Below are 21193 nucleotides of genomic sequence, written 5' to 3' on the forward strand. Positions count from 1 at the left end.
CAGCCGGGGCGGTGATCGCCCCCCACTTCAGAGGACACGACAATGCGTCAGAACGGCATTCATCACATCACTGCCATCGCAGGTCCCGCCCGCCGCAACCTCGATTTCTACACCCGTATGCTTGGGCTGCGTCTGGTCAAGAAGACCGTCAATTTCGACGATCCCGGCACCTATCACTTCTACTATGGCGACGAGGCCGGACAGCCTGGCACTATCCTGACCTTCTTCCCTTGGGAGCATGCGGCCCCCGGCCGTCTCGGCATCGGGGAAACCCAGGAGACCGTGTTCCGCGTGCCGGAAGGCTCTGTCAGCTACTGGACGCAGCGTCTCATCGAGAACCGCGTGCCGCATGAGTTGCCGCAAAAGCGCTTCGGCGAGACCGTCTTGTCCTTCAAGGATCCGGACGGCATGCGCTTGGCGCTCGTGGGCGTGCCCGGCATCGAGAACGAGCCCGCCTGGACGACAGGCGATGTTCCGGCCGAGCACGCGATCCGCGGCTTCCACAGCGCCAGCCTGCTGCTGGACAAGGCCGCTCCGACCGGCGCGATCCTGACGGACGTGTTCGGCTTCACGGAGATCGCCCGCGAGGGTACGCTCGTTCGCTACAAGGCGGGCGATACGGTGTTCGGCGGCATCATCGATCTGCGTGAGGCCGGCGGCTTCCTGCGTGGCCGCCCCGGAGCGGGAACGGTCCACCACATCGCGTTCCGTGCGGAGAACGATGCGGTGCAGGCGGAGATGGTCAAGCGGCTTGCCGAGAACCACGGCATCCACACCACGGAGCAGAAGGACCGCGACTATTTCCGGGCCGTCTACTTCCGTGAGCCTGGGGGCCTGCTGTTCGAGATCGCAACGGATGCTCCCGGCTTCGCGGTCGATGAGCCCGCGACGTCGCTGGGGCAGGAGCTGAAGCTTCCGCGTTTCCTGGAAGCGAGCCGAGGCGCCATCGAGGACATCCTGCCGAAGGTGGCCTGACGAAATAACGACCCTCGTCGCCCGCACGTGCCGGGTGGCGAGGGCACATCAGATTTGAGCAGGGCGACAAGCCCGATCCGAGGTTCCCATGATTACCAAGAACGAACTCTCGTTCCTCCATCGTTTCATTCCTGCCTCCGAGCCGGGCCGTCCGCCGCTTCTGCTGCTGCACGGCACCGGCGGCAACGAGGACGATCTCCTGCCGCTCGGGCGCATGTTGTCTCCCGGCTCGGCGCTGGTGTCGCCACGGGGCAAGGTGCTGGAAGGCGGCATGCCGCGCTTCTTCCGCCGTCTCGCCGAAGGCGTGTTCGACGAGGAGGATCTGCGCCTGCGTGCAAACGAGCTCGCAGACTTCATCGCAGACATGCGAGAGGTCTACGATCTGCCCGCGCCCATCGCCGTCGGCTTCTCGAACGGCGCGAACATCGCGGCCGCCGTGCTGCAATTGCGGCCGGATGCTCTCGCAGGTGCTGCTTTGTTCAGGGCCATGGTGCCGCTGCAGAACGCGCCCTCCGCCGATCTTCACGGAAAGCCGATATTGATCACGTCCGGCATGTCGGATCCGATCGTGCCGGCGGAGAATGCCCAGCGCCTTGCTGCGCAATTGAAGGCCGATGGTGCAATCGTCCAGCATCACATGCTGCCGACCGGCCATGGGCTCTCGCAGACCGATGTCGCGCTTGCAAAGGCGTGGATCGATAAGCTGTAACGGTATGGGCGGGGAATGCTCCCCGCCCATTTCCATGAACATACGGTCTTCTCATTTGCCCATTATGAGCAATCCGCAGAACCGCGCAGGTAAGGAGGAAATCTCATGAGCTGGAATCCAGCAGACGATCCGAAGCCCGGCGACAAGCTTGCATGCGAGGCCATCGACATGGTGATCGTGCCTCGTGCGCGCGATCTCGGCGGCTTCGAGGTGCGCCGCGCACTCCCTTCCGCCCAGAAGCAAATGGTCGGCCCCTTCATCTTCTTCGATCAGATGGGCCCGTCGGAGTTCCTGCTCGGATCGGGTATCGACGTGCGGCCCCATCCGCATATCGGTCTCTCGACCGTGACTTACCTGTTCGACGGCGAGATCATGCACCGCGACTCTCTTGGAACGGAGCTGCCCATCCGTCCCGGCGAACTCAACTGGATGACGGCCGGGAGCGGCATCGTGCATTCCGAGCGCACGCCGCAGGATCTGCGCAGCACGGCCTCGAAGCTCTTCGGCATCCAGAGCTGGGTGGCGCTCTCCGCACAGGATGAGGAAACGACGCCCGGTTTCGTGCATTACGATGCGGGCAATATGCCGGTGCTCGACGGCGATGGAAAGACCGTGCGCGTGATCGCAGGCTCCATCCTCGGCGCGAGCTCTCCCGTGAAGACCTCAAGCCCCATGTTCTATGCCGACGTGGTTCTCCAGGCGGGGTCCTCTCTGCCGCTCGATCCCGATTACGATGAGCGGGCGATCTATACCGTGTCGGGCGAAATCGAAATTGCGGGCGATGTCTTCGGTCCTGCCCAGCTTTTAGTGTTTCGTCCCGGTGACCGCATCACGATCAAGGCGCGCAGCAACGCCCGGTTCATGATGCTCGGCGGCGAACCGATGGACGGTCCGCGCTACATCTGGTGGAACTTCGTCTCCTCGCGCAAGGACCGCATCGAGCAGGCTAAGGCCGACTGGAAGGCTGCCCGCTTCGATACGGTGCCGGGCGATGAGGAAGAGTTCATTCCGCTGCCCGAACCGCCGCCACCGCCGGTCGACTATCCCTGATTAATGAGGCGCATCGGCCTGGATGGCCTCAACGCGGATCTCTTCCGTGAGATGGGCCTTCAGTTCCGAGAACTCGGGCGTGGTCTTCATCCTGTAATGCCGGGGATGCGGCAGGCCGACAGGGATGTCGGCCTTGATCCGGCCGGGACGCGCGGTCATGACGATCACGCGCGAGGCCAGGAAGATCGCTTCCTCGATATCGTGGGTGACGAAGAGAACCGTCTTGCGCTCACGTTCCCATATGCCGAGCAGCAATTCCTGCATCAACCCGCGGGTCTGGTTGTCGAGCGCGCCGAAGGGCTCGTCGAGAAGCAGGATGTCTGGATCGTTGGCGAGCGCGCGGGCGATGGCCGTGCGCTGTTGCATGCCGCCCGAAAGCTGCTTGGGATAATGGTTCTCGAAACCGCGCAGGCCCACCTTCTCGGTATAAGAGGCAACAATGTCCTGCCGCTGCGATTTCGGTATGCCTTTTTCGCGCAGGCCGTAGGCGATGTTCTCGGCAATCGTGAGCCAGGGAAACAGGGTGTAGGATTGGAACACCATGCCCCGGTCGGCACCCGGTCCCTTGATCTCGCGGCCGTTGAGAAGCACTCGTCCGGCGCTGGGGCGGTCGAGCCCTGCCACGATGCGCAGGAGAGTAGACTTTCCGCAGCCGGACGGGCCGAGGATAGTGATGAAGTCGTTCGGCGCGACTTGCAGGCTCGTAGGTTCAAGCGCCCGCACTGGCTCGCCGCCACGCACGGCCGGAAACACGCGCGAAACCTGTTCGATCTGGAGGATCGTGCTGCTCATGCGAGCCTCCAGGCAAAGAGCGAACGGTTGAGCGCCTTGAACAGGAAGTCGGAGATGAGGCCGATGATTCCGATCACGAGGATGCCGAAGATCATCTGGCCTGTCGCGAGAAGCGCCTGACTGTCGATGATCATATGGCCGATGCCGGAGGACGAGCCGATGAGTTCCGCTACGATCACATAGGTCCAGGCCCAGCCGAGCACGAGGCGCAGGATTTCCGCGATTTCAGGCGCATTCGCTGGGATAAGCACGCGCCGCACCACACCCTGGTCGCTGGAGCCGAGCGTATAGGCGGCTTCCACCAGATCGCGCCGCGTGTTGCCGACGGCAACCGCCACCATCAGGATGATCTGGAAGACCGAGCCGATGAAGATGACGAGCAGCTTCTGCATCTCGCCGATGCCCGCCCAGAGAATGAGGAGCGGCACGAAGGCGGAAGCGGGCAGGTAGCGTGCGAAGGACACGAAAGGTTCGAGGAACGCCTCGAAGGATTTGTAGGCCCCCATCATGATGCCGATGGGAACGGCGATGATCGTGGCGAGAATGAAACCGCCGACGACGCGCCAGACCGTGATGCCGATATCACCCATGAAGTCGAAGCGCGTCAGCAGCAGCCAGCCGTCCTGAAGCATGGTGATCGGATCGGCGAGGAACGTGCGCGAAACGAAGCCGCCGAGGGTCGCGAAGGCCCAGGCTGCGAAGAACAGAACGAAGAAGGCAATGCCGAGCGTGATGCGCTTGCCTTGGCTGACGGGTTCGAGAGGACGAGGCATTGAGTGATCTGCTTGGCGAGCCGAGACTGTAATCCCGGAGCGCATGGTGAAAAGGAAACGGACCATGACCCGATGCAGGTCACGGTCCGCTTGTGGAATGCGTTACTGAATGAAGGTCGTATCCGCCAGAGCTTCCATATCCGGCTTCTGCTTGATGATGCCGGTCTCCAGAAGCAGGTCGGCGGCTTCCGCCGAGAAGGTCTTGAAGTCGCCTGCGAAGAACTTCTTGTTCGCCTCGCGGTCCTGCCAGCGCAGATATTGCGCCGACTTACCGAAGGCTTCGCCGGTCTGCTTTACGTCCGCGCCCATGATCTCATAGGATTTCGCTTGATCTTTCGCGATCATGTCGAGTGCCTCGAAATAGCTGTCCGCCAGCGCCTTCGCGGCCTTCGGATTGTCGATCAGGAATTTCGGCGTGCATCCGAACGTGTCCATCACGGCGGGATAGTCGAGCGTGGTGGCGATGATCTTACCGGATTGCGGCGCTGCGCGAACGGAGGAGAGATAGGGCTCGTAGGTCATGGCCACGTCGTTCTGACCGGCGATGAAGGCTTGCGCTGCAGGGCCGGGCTCCATGTTGACCACGGTGACATCCTTCACCGAGAGACCGTTTTTCTTGAGTATCCAGGCGAGCATGAAATAGGGTGACGTGCCGGGCGCGGAGGCAGCAACTGTTTTGCCCTTGATGTCCTTGATGGAGGCGACATCGGGGCGCACGACCATGCCGTCCGCGCCGTAGCTCTTGTCGAGCTGGAAGATCTGTTTGGTGGGCACGCCATTGGCATTCCACGCGACCCACGTTTCGACCGTGGTGGCGGCGCACTGAATGTCGCCGGACTGGATCGCAAGGTGGCGGCTGGCCTGGGGAACCTTCTTGATCGTCACGTCGAGGCCGTTCTTCTTGAAGATGCCGGCTTCTTTCGCGAGCGTCAGCGGGGCGAAGCCCGTCCAGCCCGAAATGCCGACCGTTACCTTCGTCTCCTGCGCCGAGGCGGAGCCGACCGCCAGCGCCAAAACGGCCAAACTACCCAATACAGCCTTCATTGCAGCCTCCGTTGCTTCTGTTCCCTGGCTCGTTCCGCCGATCCGCCTCCGGAGCCTTTAGGCTCGCTCCCGGCGATCAGCCTCCCTCGAGCGGGCGAATGGCACCATGACGCAACGGCAATGTCAAATGTCTATACATTTGCGACTGCCATAGTTTTGAGCATGGCGCGTCAAAAATTACGCTCTGTGGTCGAAGGGCCGAATTCACTCCGGCAGGGTGTAGACCTGCTGGGGCTTGTCCACGTCTCGCAGGGGGTGCCATCCCAGATCGACCAAGGGCTGGTCGACCGCTCGGGCAAGAGCTTGGGAGACTAGAACCTTCCGATCTAATGTCTTTGCCAGATCGAGAAGCCGGCTGGCCCGGTTGACGGCCGGGCCGATGACCGTGAAATCCAGGCGGTGCGAGGCTCCCACATTGCCATAGGCGACTTCGCCCACATGGAGGGCAAGGCCATGGGTGAGCGCGGGCAGGCCTTCCGACCGGCGCTTGAGGTTTTCCTCATCGGTCCTGAGGCAAAATTCCTGTGCGGCTGCCAGCGCCTTCCTGCAGGCCGCCGCGCGGTCGCGGCCGTCCGAGGTGGGGAAGATTGCGAGCACCGCATCCCCGATGAACTTGAGAATTTCGCCCCCATGCGTTTCGACAACCTCGCCGATGATTCCGAACCAGGTATTCAGATGCGCGAGCACTTCAGGAATGGGTGAGCGTTCCGAAAGTTGGGTGAAGCCGCGCAGATCCGTGAACAGGATCGCGGCCTCGATGAACTCCACTGCGCCACGGTCCACCCGGCCTTCGATGATGCGCTGTCCCGTTCGCGGGCCGACATAGGTGTCGAGCAGATCGACCGCGATGCGTTGCAGGACATGCCGCTCCACATAGGGCCCGAGTAGCTTCGCCGCGAGTTCCAGCCGCTCCAGGGACACATCGTCGAAGCCATGCGGATACTGCGTGGCGAAAGAGAGCGCGGCGGTTCTACTGCGGTCGAGAAAGGGCAGGGGGAAGATGACATAGTCCGTCGCCCCATCCTGCCGCAATTCATCGAGAAGAGGCATGTCCGGGCAGGGCGCATCGAGACGGCGGCGGAAGGGCTTGCCGCTTTCATCCACCACGCGGGTGGGGCTGTTCAGATATGACGGAGAGGTCGATGCCGTGGCCCTGTCCGATTCCCGGACCGACAGGCTCTCGTCCATCCAGACATGCTGCCAACCGCTGATTTCGGGATGCAGGACCTCCAGGCCGAGCGATGCGCGCCAGACAGGCGCAATGAACCGGATGACGTCTCGGCAGAAGGCGGCGAATAGGACCTCCACGCTGTCATGCGGCGCCTTGTCGGCCAGCCATTGCGGGATGTCGTGTGGTGCTTCCATCGGTCGAACCTTCGCTGATCGCGAGTGTGCCTCATTCATCGGCCTGATGGAACCTCCGGGGCGTTGGTGGCTTTGCCGTTCGTGCAATCCCGCCCGAACCATGCTCTGCGAGAAGCCATGGAACTGCCCGCCGCCAACACAGTCGTGTTCCGCCGCATGACGGCTTTCGAGAAGGGAGACCGAGGGTGTTGAGGTCGGAGCAGGCTGCAATGGATGGAGAATTGTCCGCCTTTCCCATGCTCGATCCTCATGCCTGCGCAAGCGGCGAACAGGCAGTTGCGATTGCGGCAACACCGCTTCAGGTTCTTCGCTTCCTGGTAGAGGCGACCGAGCGCGGCCAGTGTATTGCCCTGGTTACCATCACGCATCTGACCGGCTCGTCGTCCCGGCCTGTGGGCACGCTCATGGGCGTGGCGGAGGATGGTGGGTTTGCCGGTTCCCTCTCAGGCGGTTGCATTGAGGCTGCCGTCGTAGCCGAGGCTCAGGAGGCGATGCGCGAGGGAAAGCCCCGTCAGGTCCGCTATGGAGCAGGCTCTCCCTATCTCGACATTCGCCTGCCATGCGGCGGTGGGGCGGACCTGCTGTTCCAGCCCGATCCTGACCTCGCCGTCATCCGGCGGGCTTGCGCCGTTCTCGAACAGCGCAGGCCGCTGTCTCTGATCCAGCATGCCTCTGGAGGTCTGCGAGTTGTGCCGGATGCGACCCGCGCGGCGCCAAGCTGGCAGGGCGACACCTTCGTGTCCTGGTACGCGCCAGCGCTGAAAATCGTCGTCATCGGGCATGGGGCGGAGAGTCTGGCGCTGGTGCAGCTGGGCCTTAGCTTTGGCGCAGAGGTGCAACTGCTATCACCGGATGAAAGGGTGGGAGCTCTTGCCGCAGATTTAGGCGCTCGGGTCGAGCTGCTCACTATGCCCGGCCCTACGCAAGCGCTCGCGACTGATCCTTGGAGCGCTGTCGTCTTCCTATTCCATGACCATGCCTGGGAGCCCGCCCTGATAGCTCAAGCCTTGGGTCAGCGGGCCTTCTTCATCGGTGCGATGGGAAGCCGGAGAACACATGCACAGAGGCTCGAAAAGCTGCGCGAGCGCGGGGTGACGGAAGAATGTCTGTCCCGCATCGTCGCCCCACTCGGGCTGATCCCCTCGGCGCGAGACCCTCTGACACTGGGGCTGTCCGCCTTGGCGCAGGTTGTCGAAAGCTACCGGCAGGAGACGGCGATGACATCCGAGACCCGAAAGGAAATTCAAATCCCGCCGGACAACTTTTCGAGTTCCTCGGTCGTATCGACATCCTGAAAAATAGCCGGGTCATCGACCGGGTATTCGACCACATCTGAGCGGTCACGAAGGATCACTCCAGCGCCTTTATCTCCGGTAAGGCCGGTAATCTCTTCTTCCAGTGCGCGAGAGAGAATGACGGGATTGCCGCGCCGTCCATCGAGAGTTGGGATCAGCGCCGTCGGCTTACCTATCTCGCGCCATGCATTTACGAGTGTATCGATCAGGTTCGGTCCGATGAGCGGCATATCGCCGAGCATGATAACGGCGGCCTCCGCATGGTCCGGCAGCGCGGAAAAGCCGGCTTTCAGAGATGTCGACAGACCCTCCGCATGGAACGGGTTTGAAACAAAGCGGAGAGGCAGATCATCGAGGGCGGATTCAACTTCTTCCGATCGGTAGCCGGTTATTACGATCACTGGCTCAGCCGTCGAGATGATGGCTGCCTGCGCCACATGGCGCACTAACGGCTTGCCGTCCAACAAAGTCAAAAGCTTTGGCCCGGCATCGAACCGGGTTCCACGCCCCGCCGCGAGGATGATGGCAGTAACTTCGTTCATAGATGAGGCGGCTTGAGCAGGTGGCAATGCATGGAGCCATCGTGGCTGTGACTTGCCCGCGGGTCAACTCAGATTAAGGCCATTGCGCCCTTCGGAACGGGGATCGGCTTGGCTGCGTTGTCAAGCGTCGTAGTTACCCGAAACAAGCGCCCGAACGAGGCTGAACGCTGGCCGGCATGCGCCTTCGGGCCTCATTGCCGCCTGCAATTCCTCCGAGGGTTCTCACGCGTTGGAGAACTCCCTTGAGTGCAAGTGCCACCTCAACCTCGCCCGATGCGGTTGCCGTCACGCTGACCTTGAACGGTGAGACGCGACGCCTCGATATTCAGCCTTGGACGACATTGCTCGATCTGCTGCGCCTCGACCTTGGCCTCACCGGCACGAAGAAGGGTTGTGACCACGGCCAATGCGGCGCCTGCACCGTTCTGATCGACGGCAAGCGTGTCAATTCCTGCCTCCAGCTTGCCGTGATGCAGGATGGGCACGAGATTACAACCATTGAGGGGCTGTGCCAGAACGGACACCTGCATCCCATGCAAGTGAGCTTTGTGGAGCACGATGCCTTTCAATGCGGTTACTGCACTCCCGGCCAGATCATGTCCGCCATCGCCTTGATTCATGAGGGCACGGCGCACACGAGGGAGGAAATACGGGAATATATGAGCGGCAACATCTGCCGCTGCGGCGCCTATCCCAACATCGTCGATGCCATCGAGGATGTGCTCGCGCAGGGTGGCGCAGGCACGCGGGAGGCAGCGGAATGAACAGATTCTCCTATGTTCGCGCCGAGAAAATCGATGATGCCGTGAAGGCGCTTGCGGCCGATCCTAAAGGCAAGCTCATCGCCGGTGGAACGAACCTCATCGACCTGATGAAGTACAATGTCGAGCGGCCGACATGCCTCATCGACGTCACCAGGATCGCCAACCTTTCGACGATCGAGGAAACAGATGCGGGCGGCCTGCGGATCGGCGCGCTCGTTCCGAATGCGGATGTGGCTACCGACTCTCGTATCACAAGCCGCTACCCCCTTCTTGCAAGTGCGCTTCTGGCTGGTGCTACGCCGCAATTGCGCAATGCCGCGTCAACCGGCGGCAATCTCAATCAGCGCACGCGCTGCTATTATTTCTACGATTCCGGAACACCCTGCAATAAGCGTGAGCCGGGAACTGGCTGCCCCGCCATCGAAGGCGTCAATCGCATCCACGCTATTCTGGGCCAAAGCGAGCATTGCATCGCGACACATCCCTCCGACATGTGCGTGGCGCTTGCGGCACTCGAAGCCGTCGTTCATGTGACCGGTCCCGATGGACCCCGCACGATCCCGATGGCGGAGTATCACCGCCTGCCGGGGGACAGGCCTGAGATCGATACAACGCTTGCTCATGATGAAATCGTCACTGCGGTCGAACTGCCTGCGAAGAGCGCGGCATTCGCCACCAACTACACCTATCTCAAGCTGCGCGACCGTCTCTCCTATGCCTTCGCGCTCGTGTCGGTGGCTGTAGGTCTGGAGATCGACGGCGGAGTCATCCGCAAAGCTCACATCGCACTCGGCGGCGTTGCCCACAAACCGTGGCGCAGGCCCGATGCAGAGGATCTGATTGTCGGGAAATCCGCCGGGCGGGATGCGTTCGCGGCTGTGGCCGAGCGGTTGCTGGAAGGCGCGCGAGGCTACGAGCACAACGCCTTCAAGATCGAGCTCGCCCGCAGGGGGATCATCCGTGCGTTGACGCAGGCCGCTGCGGGCAATCCTCAATCTCAAGTCGACAAGCGCATTCGATAGGGGCTGTCATGCTGAAGAACGATCCCAATGTCGGCTCTCCCCGCAACCGCGTCGATGGCCGTGCCAAGGTAACGGGTAGCGCCCAATACTCAGCAGAATTCGATGCTCCCGATCTGGCTCAGGGTTATGTTGTGTCGAGTTCGGTCGCCCGCGGCCGCATTGCCAAAATTGATACACAGGCTGCAGAGGCCGTCCCTGGCGTCATCAAGGTTTTCACGCACGAAAACAGGCCGAATACCGCTTGGTTCAGTCACAGTTACAGCGATGAGGTTGCACCGCCCGGCAAGGCGTTCCGCCCGCTTTACAACAATGAGATCATCTATAGTGGCCAGCCCATTGCGCTTGTCGTGGCCGACGATTTCGAGGTGGCCCGCTACGCCGCATCGCTGATCGATGTCGCGTATGATGTCGAACCGCATGAGACGGATCTGCGTCTGGTCCGCACGAAAGCCTATGTGCCTCCGAAGAAGCGTTCGGGCATTACGCCCCCGCCGAAACCGCGCGGCGATGCCATGAAAGCCTATAGCAAAGCACCGGCCCGAATCTGGGGCGAGTATGCTATCGCAACCGAGCACCACAACCCGATGGAGCCGCATGTATCCACGGTGGTGTGGGAGGGTGAGGGCAAGCTCACCATCCATGACAAGATCCAGGGCGTGCTGAATTCGCAGGGCTATGTCGCCAGCGTGTTCGGGCTCTCCAAGGATGACGTCCATGTGGTGTCGCCCTTCGTCGGCGGCGGCTTCGGCTCTGGTCTTCGTCCGCAATATCAGCTGTTTCTGGCCGTCATGGCCTCGCTCGATCTCGAGCGATCCGTGCGGGTCGAGCTGACGCGCGATCAGATGTTCACCTTCGTGTATCGGCCCGAGACGATCAACACCGTCGGGCTCGGTGCGAACCCGGACGGTCACCTCGTGGCCATGAAGCACGATGCGGTGGCTGTGACCTCCCGCTTCGAGGATTACCAGGAGGTTGTCGTCAATTGGTCAGGGCTTCTCTATCACGCGGATAATATGGAGCTGACCTACAAGATCGCTCAGGTCGATACCTATACGCCGGGCGATATGCGTGCACCGGGCGCGCCGCTTGGCACCTTCGCCATCGAGAGCGCGATGGACGAGCTTTCCTACGTGCTGGAAATGGATCCGGTCGACCTGCGCCTAAAGAACTATACCGAGAAGGACGAGAACGAAAACAAGTCCTACACCTCGAAGGAGCTGCGGGCCTGCTATCAGCTCGGAGCCGAGCGTTTCGGGTGGTCGAAACGCAATCCGAAGCCGCGCTCCATGCGCGAGGGCCATGAGCTCATCGGCTGGGGCATGGCGAGCGGCGTCTGGGAAGCGCAGATGACCAAGACGAGCGCTCGCGCAATCCTGACAATCGAGGGCAAGCTCGAAGTGGCGACCGCAACGGCCGATATCGGAACCGGCACCTACACCATCCTGACCCAGATCGGCGCGGATGCGTTGGGTGTGCCGATGGAGGATGTCACGGCGCGGATCGCCGATACGACGCTTCCGAAATCTCCGGTCCAGGGCGGCTCTTGGACCGCAGCGTCTGCGGGGTCGGCGGTTGATGCAGCCTGCAAGCTGGTTTGTGCAGAACTCTTCAAGCATGCCCAAAAGATGGATGGCTCGCCGCTGAAGGATGCCAAGATCGAACATGTGACCTTCGCCAATCACCGTATCCAGCTGACCAACGATCCGTCTCGGTTCGTGACCTTCGAGGATGCCATGCGGGCGGGTGGAGTCGATCGGATCCAGATGGAGGAAACCGCCAGCCCCAGCAAAACCAACATGGCGCGCTACTCCGCCTACACTCACTCCGCCGTCTTCGCGGAAGTGAGAGTGGATGAGGAGCTTGGCGTGATCCGCGTGACGCGCGTCGTGAATGCGGTGGCGGCGGGACGGATCATCAATCCTAAGACCGCGCGAAGCCAGATCGTCGGCGGTGTGGTGTGGGGGATCGGCATGGCTCTCCATGAAGAGACCTTCACCGATCACAATCTCGGCCGCTACATGAACCACAATTTCGGCGAATATCATGTGCCGGTGAATGCCGACATCCACGACATCGATGTGATCTTCGTGGAGGAGCATGACGACAAGGCGAGCCCTATCGGCGTCAAGGGACTTGGCGAGATCGGCATCGTCGGCACGGCAGCCGCCATCGCAAATGCGGTCTTTCACGCGACCGGAAAACGGATTCGCGATCTGCCGATCACTATCGACAAGATTTTGATGGAGGATGGCTGAAAGCGCAGTGCCACGGCAGGGCATAATGTCCTTCGTGGCTCGCTAACCGCCTCTCGCCATAGCTCTCATCCTGAGGAGGTCGCTTCAGCGACCGTCTCGAAGGAGCGTCCAGTGAACTCTGGAGCCTCCTTCGAGACGCCGCTCACGCGGCTCCTCAGGATGAGGATAGAGATTGAGGTGCTCGAAGCCGTCACTTCCCCCAGCGCAACACCATCGGGTCGAGGCGGCGGGCAATCTCAATGAGGCCCTTCCTCGTCTCCGGGTGCATAGGCTGAAGCGGATGCCGCACCGCTTCCGAGTGGATTACGCCGCCTTCCTTCATCAGCGCCTTCGCAGCCGAGAGGCCGCACTGCCGGTTCTCGTAATTGATCAACGGAAGCCAGCGTTCATAGGCAGCGGCGGCTTCTTCGCGTTCGCCTGCGAAATAGGGATCGATGATCTGGCGGATACCATCCGGATATGCGCCGCCGGTCATGGCGCCTGTGGCGCCTGCATCGAGATCAGCCATGAGGGTGATGGCCTCCTCGCCGTCCCATGGCCCTTCGATGCTGTCGCCGCCCAATGCAATCAGATCGCGCAGCTTGTTGGCGGTGCCGGCTACTTCGATCTTGAAATAGGAGACATTGGCGATTTCCTTCGCCATGCGCGCCAGGAATGTCGGCGAGAGCGAGGTGCCCGCCATGGGCGCATCCTGGATCATGATCGGGATGCTGATGGAGTCAGAAACCCTGCGGAAGAATTCGTAGATGCCGGATTCCGAGACGCGCAAGGTTGCGCCGAAGAAGGGCGGCATGATCATGACCATGGCCGCTCCGGCTTCCTGAGCACGCTTTGAGCGGTCGGTACAGATATCGGTCGAGAAATGGCTGGTCGTGACGATGACGGGGATGCGGCCGGCCACATGGTCGAGCACCGCATGCATCACCGCGTCGCGCTCGACATCCGTCAGCAGGAATTGCTCGGAGAAGTTCGCGAGGATGCAGATTCCGTCGGACCCGGCGTCGATCATGAAGTCGATGGCGTGCTTCTGGCCTTCGAGATCGAGCTCTCCATTGTCACCGAAGATAGTCGGAGCCACCGGATACACGCCGCGATAAGGGCGGACTGAAGACCTGACGAGCGAAGACATGTTCTCTCCCTGAATATTGTCGTTTGAATGTTGGCGTTAATGGTTGTCGCGGGCGACCGGCGCACCGGATTTCCCGACGAGGAAGTCCAGATCCGCGCCCTTGTCGGCCTGCATCACGTGATCGAGATACATTTTTAGATAGCCACGTGTGGCATGCGGTTCCGGTGGCGTCCAAGCCGCACGACGACGCTCCATTTCCTCGGCTTCCACGTGAAGGTGCAGGCTGCGGGCCTCCACATCCAGGGTGATGAGGTCTCCATTCTGGACGAAGGCCAGCGGACCGCCGGCAGTGGCCTCGGGGGCGACGTGCAGAACAACGGTGCCATAAGCCGTGCCGGACATGCGCGCGTCGGAAATGCGGATCATATCGCGGATACCCTTCTTCAGCAGCTTCTGCGGTAGCGGCATGTTGCCGACTTCCGCCATGCCCGGATAGCCCTTCGGGCCGCAATTCTTGAGCACCATGATGCAGGTCTCGTCGATATCGAGACTGTCGTCATCGACACGATGGTGAAGTTCTTCGATGCTCTCGAACACCACTGCGCGGCCCGTATGGTTCATCAGCTCCGGCGAAGCGGCGGAGGGCTTGATGACGGCGCCGTTCGGCGCGAGGTTGCCGCGCAGGATCGCGATGCCGGCTTCCGGCTTGAACGGTTCCTCGAAGGTGGTGATCACCTCCCGGTTCCAGCACGGCGCGTCTTTCACGTTATCCCAGATCGGCTTGCCGTTGGCAGTCATCGCGTCCTTATGGAGGAGGCCCCTCTCGCCCAGGGTGCGCAGCACCACGGGCAGGCCGCCGGCATAATAGAAGTCTTCCATCAGGAAGCGGCCGGAGGGCATGAGGTCCACGAGACAGTGGATGTCACGGCCGAGATTGTCGAAGTCGTCGAGTGTGAGCTCGATGCCCATGCGCCCGGCGATGGCGAGGAGGTGCACGACCGCGTTCGTCGATCCGCCAATGGCGGCCAGCGTACGAATGGCGTTCTCGAAAGCTTCGCGGGTCATAATCTTCGAGAGAACAAGATCCTCGTTTACCATCTCGACGATGCGGCGGCCTGCCATACGGGCGAGATGGTTGCGGCGCGCATCGGCGGCGGGGATGGCGGCGTTCTCGGGCAGGCCGACGCCGAGGGCTTCCACCATCGACGCCATGGTCGAGCCGGTGCCCATGGTCATGCAATGGCCGGCGGAGCGGTTCATGCCGCCTTCGGCTTCATGGAATTCCTGCAGCGTGACTTCGCCGGCGCGCAACTGCTCGCTCATGGAAATGATGTTGGTGCCGGAGCCGATATATTTGCCCCGGTACACGCCCCGAAGCTGCGGTCCGCCGGACACGCCGATGGTGGGAAGATCGGCGGAGGCCGCGCCCATCAACAGGGCAGGGGTGGTCTTGTCGCAGCCCATTAGTAGCACGATACCATCGAGCGGATGGGCGCGGATCGCTTCCTCCACATCCATGGCCGCGAGATTGCGAAACAGCATGGCCGTGGGGCGCATGGTTACTTCGCCGAGGGAGGAGACGGGGAACTCGAGCGGATAGCCGCCAGCATCGAGCACGCCGTATTTCACATGCTCCGCGATGGTGCGGAAATGGGCGTTGCAGGGCGTCAGCTCGGACCATGTGTTGCAGATGCCGATGACCGGCCGGCCCTCGAACTGGTCCTGCGGGGTGCCACTGTTCTTTAGGAAGGAGCGGTAATAGAATCCCATCTTGTCCTGGCGGCCGAACCAAGCCTGGCTGCGCAGCTGGCGCTTCTTGTCTTCGCTCATTCCCGTTTCCCTGACCCTTTTCGGTCGAACCTTCGCCTTTTGGCGGAGACAGCAAGTTCGAACCGCCAGTTGCATTGCCCTGGTCTTCAGTGCATATTATATTATAAATAAGAGGGCTGGTAAGGCCTCAAAAGTCAACATGCAATGAAATTATCGGGAGAAAACGCATGAAGGCTCGTCATCTGCTGACGACGATCGGTATGGCTGCTCTGATGATGGCATCGGGCGCTGCCTATGCACAAAACAAAATGACGGTGGGTTTCTCGCAGGTCGGTTCCGAATCCGGCTGGCGTGCTGCCGAGACGAAGGTTTCGAAGATCGAGGCCGACAAGCGCGGCATCGACCTGAAGATCTCCGATGCTCAGCAGAAACAGGAAAATCAGATCCGTGCCGTGCGCTCCTTCATCGCGCAGGGCGTGGATGCGATTCTCCTGGCTCCGGTCGTCGCGACCGGCTGGGATGCCGTGCTGAAGGAAGCGAAGGAAGCGAAGATCCCCGTGGTTCTTCTCGACCGTTCCATCGAAACGAAGGACGACTCGCTTTACCTGACCGCAGTCACCTCCGACACGGTCTATGAAGGCAAGGTCGCCGGCGAATGGCTCGCCAAGGAAACCGGCGGCAAGTGCAATGTGGTCGAGCTGCAGGGCACCGTGGGTTCCAGCCCGGCGATCAACCGCAAGAAGGGCTTCGATCAGGTCGTTGCCGCCAATCCCGGCATGAAGATCGTCCGTACCCAGTCCGGCGACTTTACCCGCACCAAGGGTAAGGAAGTCATGGAAAGCTTCATCAAGGCCGAAGGCGGCGGCAAGAACATCTGCGCGGTCTACGCCCACAACGACGACATGGCCATCGGCGCGATCCAGGCCATCAAGGAAGCAGGCCTGAAGCCCGGCAAGGATATCAAGATCGTCTCCATCGACGGCGTGCCGGATATCTTCAAGGCCATGGGCGATGGCGAAGCCAACGTGACCGTGGAGCTGACGCCGAACATGGCAGGCCCCGCGCTCGATGCTCTCGCGGCCTACAAGAAGGACGGCACCATGCCGAAGAAGTGGATTCAGACGGAATCCAAGGTCTTCACGCCTGATACCGCCAAGGCCGAATACGAGAAGCGCAAGGAACTCTACTGATCCTCCCAGCTGGCGGCATGCTCAATGAGCATGCCGCCCCTTTTCTTTATGCGGCGTGTCGGCGAGGAGTTCATGGCGTCATTGGAGGAAGGGCCTCAGCTGCTTGAGATCAGGGGCCTGACGAAGGGATTTCCGGGCGTGCAGGCGCTCGACCATGTGGATTTCACCCTGCATCGCGGCGAAATCCACGCGCTGTTGGGCGAGAACGGCGCGGGCAAGTCCACACTGATCAAGGTGCTCACCGGCGTCTTCAAGCGGGACGACGGAACCATCCGCCTCGACGGGCAGGAGATCAATGCCCGCGATCCTGCGGATGCGCGCTCACTGGGCATCGGGACAGTCTATCAGGAGGTCAACCTGCTGCCGAACCTGTCGGTAGCAGAGAACTTATTTATCGGTCGCCAGCCCATTCGTTTCGGCCTCGTGAACGGTGCCGAGATGCGGCGGCGATCCGCTGAAATTCTCTCTGGCTACGGCCTCGATATCAATGTGGCCGATCCGCTCGGCAGCTTTTCGGTCGCCGTCCAGCAGATCGTCGCCATTGCCCGCGCGGTCGATCTCTCGGCCAAGGTGCTGATCCTCGACGAGCCGACCGCGAGCCTCGACATGCACGAGGTCGAGACGCTGTTCGGAATCCTGCGGGGCTTGAAGCAGAGCGGCATCGGCATCGTCTTTGTCACGCACTTCCTCGATCAGGTCTATGCCGTCTGCGACCGGATCACGGTTTTGCGCAACGGGCGTCTCGTCGGCTCGCGCCTGACGGCGGAGCTGCCGCGCATCGAATTGGTCTCGATGATGTTGGGGCGTGAGCTTGCGGCGGAAGCCCTGCATCGCAATCAGAGGCCGGAAGTTACCGGCGAGCCGATGGTAGCGTTCAAGGATTACGGCAAGCGTCGCCTCATTGAGCCCTTCGATCTGGCGATCCGCCAAGGCGAGGTGGTGGGATTGGCGGGCCTGCTCGGTTCCGGACGAACGGAGACGGCAAAACTCGTCTTCGGCATCGACAAGGCAGAGACGGGGCAGGCCTTCGTCGATGGAAAGCCCGTGCGCATCGCGTCTCCCCGGGATGCCGCGCGACTGCGGTTCGGGTTCACGCCCGAGGATCGCAAGACCGAGGGCATTGTCGCGGAATTGTCCATCCGCGAGAACATCATCCTCGCCCTTCAGGCGCAGCGCGGCTGGATGCACCAGATTTCCCGGCGCAGGCAAGAAGAGATCGCCAACCGCTTCATCAAGCTCCTCGATATTCGCACACCGGATGCCGAAAAGCCTATCGGGCTTCTCTCCGGCGGCAACCAGCAGAAGGCGCTGCTGGCGCGCTGGCTTGCCACCGAGCCGCGCTTCCTCATTCTCGACGAGCCGACACGTGGCATCGATGTGGGCGCTCACGCGGAGATCATCCGCCTGATCGAGCGCCTGTGCGAGGACGGCATGGCGCTCCTCGTCATCTCCTCAGAGCTCGAGGAAATTGCCTCTTACAGCGACCGGGTGGTCGTGCTGCGCGACCGGCGGCACGTGCGCGAATTGACCGGGTCGGAGGTCAATGCGGATAACATCATGACGACTATCGCGAATACTTAAAATGAGCAGCATGATTCAAGCCAGCGCTCCCCGTACGCTTCCCAAAGGATTGCCGCAGGTCGCCGCTCTCCTGATCGTCTTTCTCGTCAACTGGCTCGTGTTCCGCGACTTCTTCGCCGTTCGCCTTCAGGATGGGCGTCTCTTCGGCAGCCTCATCGACGTGTTCAACCGTGGCGCTCCCGTGGCGATCCTCGCCTTGGGAATGACGCTCGTCATCGCCACGCGCGGCATCGACCTGTCGGTCGGCGCGGTCATGGCCATTGCGGGAGCGCTTGCGGCATCGCTGACAGCGGAGGGATACCCTCTGCCCGTCGTGCTGGCGGCGGCTCTTGGTGTCGGGCTGCTCTGCGGATTGTGGAACGGCATCCTCGTCGCCGTGCTCGAAATCCAACCTTTCGTGGCAACCCTGATCTTGATGGTGGCAGGCCGTGGTTTCGCGCAGCTGATCACCGAGGGGCAGATCATCACCTTCGTCAGCGAAGGTTTCGCCGCCATCGGCAGCGGCTCGTTCCTCATGCTGCCGATGCCCGTGGTGATCGCGCTGGCCATGCTTCTCGTGACGCACATCGTCGTCAGGCACACCGCGCTCGGTCTCTTCATTGAGTCCATCGGTGCCAACCTCCGCTCCAGCGCCTATGCCGGCATCGGCACAAAGGTGGTGACCATCGCCGTCTATATGTGGTGCAGCCTCTGCGCTGCGGTCGCCGGCCTCATCGTCGCGGCCGATATCCGAGGGGCGGACGCCAACAATGCGGGCCTCTGGCTGGAGCTAGATGCGATCCTTGCCGTGGTGATCGGCGGAACGTCGCTGTTCGGCGGCCGGTTCAGCCTAGGGCTGTCGGTCATCGGCGCGCTTATCATTCAGGCCATGAATACCGGCATTCTGCTGAGCGGCTTCAGGCCCGAATACAACCTCATCGTGAAGGCGGTGGTGGTGCTGGCAGTCCTCCTTGTGCAATCACCTGTCGTCACGGGCCTCCGCGCCATCTGGAGGACCAAGGCATGATCCGGCGTCACCTTCCGGTCTTCGTCACCCTGGCCGTGTTCATCGTCGGATATCTCATCTGCCTGGCACAGTTCCCGAGCTTTGCTTCCACGCGGGTGATCGGCAACCTTCTTACTGACAACGCCTTCCTCGGCATCGTCGCCGTCGGCATGACCTTCGTCATTCTCTCAGGGGGCATTGACCTGTCGGTCGGATCGGTCATCGCCTTCACCGGCGTGTTCCTCGCTGTCGCCATCGAGCAGTACAGCATCAACCCCTATATCGCCTTCATCCTCATACTCGCGGTTGCCTCTCTGTTCGGTGCGGCGATGGGCTATGTGATCCATGTGTTCCAGATCCCGGCCTTCATCGTCACGCTTGCGGGCATGTTCCTGGCACGGGGCACGTGCTTCGTGCTCACGACGGATTCCATTGCGATCAACGCGCCGGCCTATGGAGACATCACGGACATCGCCTTGCGGCTTCCCGGAGGAGGGCGCCTGACCTTCATTGCGATGGTCATGCTGACCACCTTTGGGGTCGGCATCGTTCTGGCGCACTTCACCCGGTTCGGCACTAACGTCTATGCGCTGGGCGGCAACAGGACCTCCTCCGAGCTGATGGGCGTGCCCGTGGGGCGCACGACAATCAGGATCTACATGTTGTCGAGTTTTCTCGCGGCATTGGCGGGCATCGTCTTCTCCTTCTACACATCAGCTGGCTATTCACTGGCCGCGACCGGCGTGGAGCTCGATACGATTGCCGCCGTCGTGATCGGCGGCACGCTGCTCACCGGCGGCTACGGCACGATCTTCGGCACGCTCATCGGCGTGCTTATCCAGGGGTTGATCCAAACCTATATCACCTTCGAGGGCACCTTGAGCTCCTGGTGGACGAAGATCGCAATCGGTGGGCTTTTGTTCGCATTCATAGTATTGCAGCGCGGCCTCGCGGCAGCATCGCTGCGTTCACGACAGGCTTAAGGCGGTATAATGGTTTCGGGTAGCAGCTTCAAAATGGCCGGCAGAGCGCGCTCCGCTCATGATCTCGTGACCCAGGGGATCGGGCAGAGCATCATGCAGGGCCACTTCCCCATCGGCAGCACCTTGCCGGGCGATGCGGAGCTGATGGAGCATTTCGGCGTGTCCCGCACGGCGCTGCGGGAAGCCATGAAGACCCTGGCCGCCAAGGGCCTGATTGAATCGAAGACAAAGGTCGGTACGAAGGTTCTGGATCGTCAGAACTGGAACATGTTCGATGCCGATATCCTCGGCTGGCATCTCGAGCTCGGTGTCGATCCCCAGTTCCTCGGCTGGCTTTTCGAGATCCGGCAGACGCTGGAGCCGCTGGCCTGCGCCACCGCGGCCTTGCGCTGGACGCCCGCGCAACTGGAGAGCACGAACCAGGCGCTCCAGGCCATGTATCATTGCGAGAAGAACCGGCAGGGCTTCACCAAGGCCGATCTCGCGTTCCATCAGGCTATTCTGGAAGCCTCCGGCAACCCGTTCCTGCAATCCATCGGCTCCGTCATCGGCGCGGCGCTTGCGACCTCGTTCACGATCAGCTCTCCGGTTTCGAGCGATGCCCAGTTCAAGCGGGTCATGCGCCAGCATCAGGACGTGTTCGAGGCGATCAAGGCGCGCGACCCGCAAGCCGCGAGCGATGCCATGTCCCTGCTGATCGTCCAGGCGGCCGAGCGGGTACAGATCAAACGGGCAGAGAGCGCCATCGCAACCCTGCAGGTGCACGCTTTTTCGAAAGCCTGACGGCGCAAATTTCCCAGGAGGATAAGGTCGCCTCATCCGAAGAACCCACTTGCCGCAGCAAAATAGTATTATAGTATTAATTGACGATCGGACGGATGAGGCTCATTCGCTGATTGCCTGGAATGCGAGCCCGGAGCATGCGGCGTCCCGGCTCATCGCCTCACCAGCGGGGAGGATAGGAAGACGGCCCTGGTCAGCAGGTCACAGCTGACACAAATTCACTGTTGAGAAGCACGGAAGGTCATG

At 61.6% G+C, this 21193-nt stretch carries 19 protein-coding genes; 12 read left to right on the forward strand and 7 right to left on the reverse strand.

Going from position 1 to position 21193, the window contains the following annotated elements; all coding sequences use genetic code 11:
• Positions 1 to 42 precede the first annotated feature (42 nt).
• The 3 genes from ACXJKO_RS10245 (at position 43) to ACXJKO_RS10255 (ending at position 2734) form a co-directional block, all read left to right on the forward strand.
• On the forward strand, positions 43 to 975 hold the full coding sequence (locus ACXJKO_RS10245) for a ring-cleaving dioxygenase (protein ID WP_457090985.1): 933 nt from the start codon (positions 43 to 45) through the stop codon (positions 973 to 975).
• 88 nt (positions 976 to 1063) lie between these two features.
• Positions 1064 to 1684, forward strand: a complete 621-nt coding sequence (locus tag ACXJKO_RS10250) for an alpha/beta hydrolase (protein ID WP_457090986.1) — start codon at positions 1064 to 1066, stop codon at positions 1682 to 1684.
• A 105-nt stretch (positions 1685 to 1789) separates the two neighbouring features.
• On the forward strand, positions 1790 to 2734 hold the full coding sequence (locus ACXJKO_RS10255) for a pirin family protein (protein WP_457090987.1): 945 nt from the start codon (positions 1790 to 1792) through the stop codon (positions 2732 to 2734).
• On the opposite strand, the gene ACXJKO_RS10260 is transcribed toward ACXJKO_RS10255, so the two are convergent.
• From ACXJKO_RS10260 to ACXJKO_RS10275, 4 genes are all read right to left on the reverse strand, one after another.
• On the reverse strand, positions 2735 to 3526 hold the full coding sequence (locus ACXJKO_RS10260; RefSeq protein WP_457090988.1) for an ABC transporter ATP-binding protein: 792 nt from the start codon (positions 3524 to 3526) through the stop codon (positions 2735 to 2737).
• Positions 3523 to 4299 carry an ABC transporter permease gene (locus tag ACXJKO_RS10265; RefSeq protein WP_457090989.1) on the reverse strand — a complete coding sequence of 259 codons (777 nt, stop codon included), beginning with the start codon at positions 4297 to 4299 and terminating at the stop codon, positions 3523 to 3525. Before ACXJKO_RS10265 ends, ACXJKO_RS10260 begins: the two co-directional genes overlap by 4 nt.
• Positions 4300 to 4401: 102 nt before the next feature.
• Entirely contained in the window at positions 4402 to 5343 is a 942-nt protein-coding gene (locus tag ACXJKO_RS10270; RefSeq protein WP_457090990.1) for an ABC transporter substrate-binding protein, read from the reverse strand.
• A 204-nt stretch (positions 5344 to 5547) separates the two neighbouring features.
• A complete protein-coding gene (locus ACXJKO_RS10275; RefSeq protein WP_457090991.1) occupies positions 5548 to 6708 on the reverse strand; it encodes an adenylate/guanylate cyclase domain-containing protein in 1161 nt (386 codons plus the stop codon).
• A gap of 209 nt (positions 6709 to 6917) precedes the next feature.
• Here ACXJKO_RS10275 and ACXJKO_RS10280 point away from each other — a divergent pair, with 209 nt between their 5' ends.
• Positions 6918 to 8003: an XdhC family protein gene (locus ACXJKO_RS10280; protein WP_457090992.1), complete on the forward strand. Its 1086-nt coding sequence runs from the start codon at positions 6918 to 6920 to the stop codon at positions 8001 to 8003.
• Here the strand turns inward: ACXJKO_RS10280 and ACXJKO_RS10285 are convergent.
• Positions 7952 to 8572 (reverse strand): nucleotidyltransferase family protein, encoded by a 621-nt coding sequence (locus ACXJKO_RS10285; protein WP_457090993.1) that lies wholly within the window; start codon positions 8570 to 8572, stop codon positions 7952 to 7954. The genes ACXJKO_RS10280 and ACXJKO_RS10285 overlap by 52 nt on opposite strands.
• A 215-nt stretch (positions 8573 to 8787) precedes the next feature.
• Between ACXJKO_RS10285 and ACXJKO_RS10290 the strand changes: the two genes are divergently transcribed.
• Genes ACXJKO_RS10290 through ACXJKO_RS10300 form a run of 3 tightly spaced genes read left to right on the forward strand, consistent with a single transcriptional unit; the run spans position 8788 to position 12586 of the window.
• On the forward strand, positions 8788 to 9309 hold the full coding sequence (locus ACXJKO_RS10290; RefSeq protein WP_457090994.1) for a (2Fe-2S)-binding protein: 522 nt from the start codon (positions 8788 to 8790) through the stop codon (positions 9307 to 9309).
• Positions 9306 to 10331, forward strand: a complete 1026-nt coding sequence (locus tag ACXJKO_RS10295) for an FAD binding domain-containing protein (protein WP_457090995.1) — start codon at positions 9306 to 9308, stop codon at positions 10329 to 10331. Before ACXJKO_RS10290 ends, ACXJKO_RS10295 begins: the two co-directional genes overlap by 4 nt.
• Positions 10332 to 10339: 8 nt before the next feature.
• Positions 10340 to 12586 (forward strand): xanthine dehydrogenase family protein molybdopterin-binding subunit, encoded by a 2247-nt coding sequence (locus ACXJKO_RS10300; RefSeq protein WP_457090996.1) that lies wholly within the window; start codon positions 10340 to 10342, stop codon positions 12584 to 12586.
• 190 nt (positions 12587 to 12776) lie between these two features.
• Here ACXJKO_RS10300 and ACXJKO_RS10305 read toward each other — a convergent pair whose 3' ends face one another.
• Both ACXJKO_RS10305 and ACXJKO_RS10310 read right to left on the reverse strand, forming a co-directional pair.
• Positions 12777 to 13715 carry a dihydrodipicolinate synthase family protein gene (locus tag ACXJKO_RS10305; RefSeq protein ID WP_457090997.1) on the reverse strand — a complete coding sequence of 313 codons (939 nt, stop codon included), beginning with the start codon at positions 13713 to 13715 and terminating at the stop codon, positions 12777 to 12779.
• A 36-nt stretch (positions 13716 to 13751) separates the two neighbouring features.
• On the reverse strand, positions 13752 to 15485 hold the full coding sequence (locus tag ACXJKO_RS10310; protein ID WP_457090998.1) for an IlvD/Edd family dehydratase: 1734 nt from the start codon (positions 15483 to 15485) through the stop codon (positions 13752 to 13754).
• A gap of 167 nt (positions 15486 to 15652) precedes the next feature.
• On the opposite strand from ACXJKO_RS10310, the gene ytfQ reads away from it, so the two are divergent.
• The 5 genes from ytfQ to ACXJKO_RS10335 all read left to right on the forward strand — a co-directional run bounded on the left by ytfQ (position 15653) and on the right by ACXJKO_RS10335 (position 20947).
• Complete coding sequence (ytfQ, locus tag ACXJKO_RS10315; RefSeq protein WP_457090999.1) at positions 15653 to 16615, forward strand: galactofuranose ABC transporter, galactofuranose-binding protein YtfQ; 963 nt, start codon at positions 15653 to 15655, stop codon at positions 16613 to 16615.
• Between the two features lie 72 nt (positions 16616 to 16687).
• Positions 16688 to 18196: a galactofuranose ABC transporter, ATP-binding protein YtfR gene (ytfR, locus tag ACXJKO_RS10320; protein ID WP_457091000.1), complete on the forward strand. Its 1509-nt coding sequence runs from the start codon at positions 16688 to 16690 to the stop codon at positions 18194 to 18196.
• A gap of 1 nt (position 18197) precedes the next feature.
• Positions 18198 to 19202: a galactofuranose ABC transporter, ATP-binding protein YtfT gene (gene ytfT / locus ACXJKO_RS10325; RefSeq protein WP_457091001.1), complete on the forward strand. Its 1005-nt coding sequence runs from the start codon at positions 18198 to 18200 to the stop codon at positions 19200 to 19202.
• Complete coding sequence (gene yjfF, locus ACXJKO_RS10330; protein ID WP_457091002.1) at positions 19199 to 20164, forward strand: galactofuranose ABC transporter, permease protein YjfF; 966 nt, start codon at positions 19199 to 19201, stop codon at positions 20162 to 20164. The genes ytfT and yjfF overlap by 4 nt, the downstream gene beginning before the upstream one ends.
• Before the next feature lie 33 nt (positions 20165 to 20197).
• Positions 20198 to 20947, forward strand: coding sequence for a FadR/GntR family transcriptional regulator (locus ACXJKO_RS10335; protein ID WP_457091003.1), 750 nt, complete (start codon positions 20198 to 20200; stop codon positions 20945 to 20947).
• The last annotated feature ends 246 nt before the right edge of the window (positions 20948 to 21193 follow it).

The organism is Microvirga sp. P5_D2, from assembly GCF_054049475.1.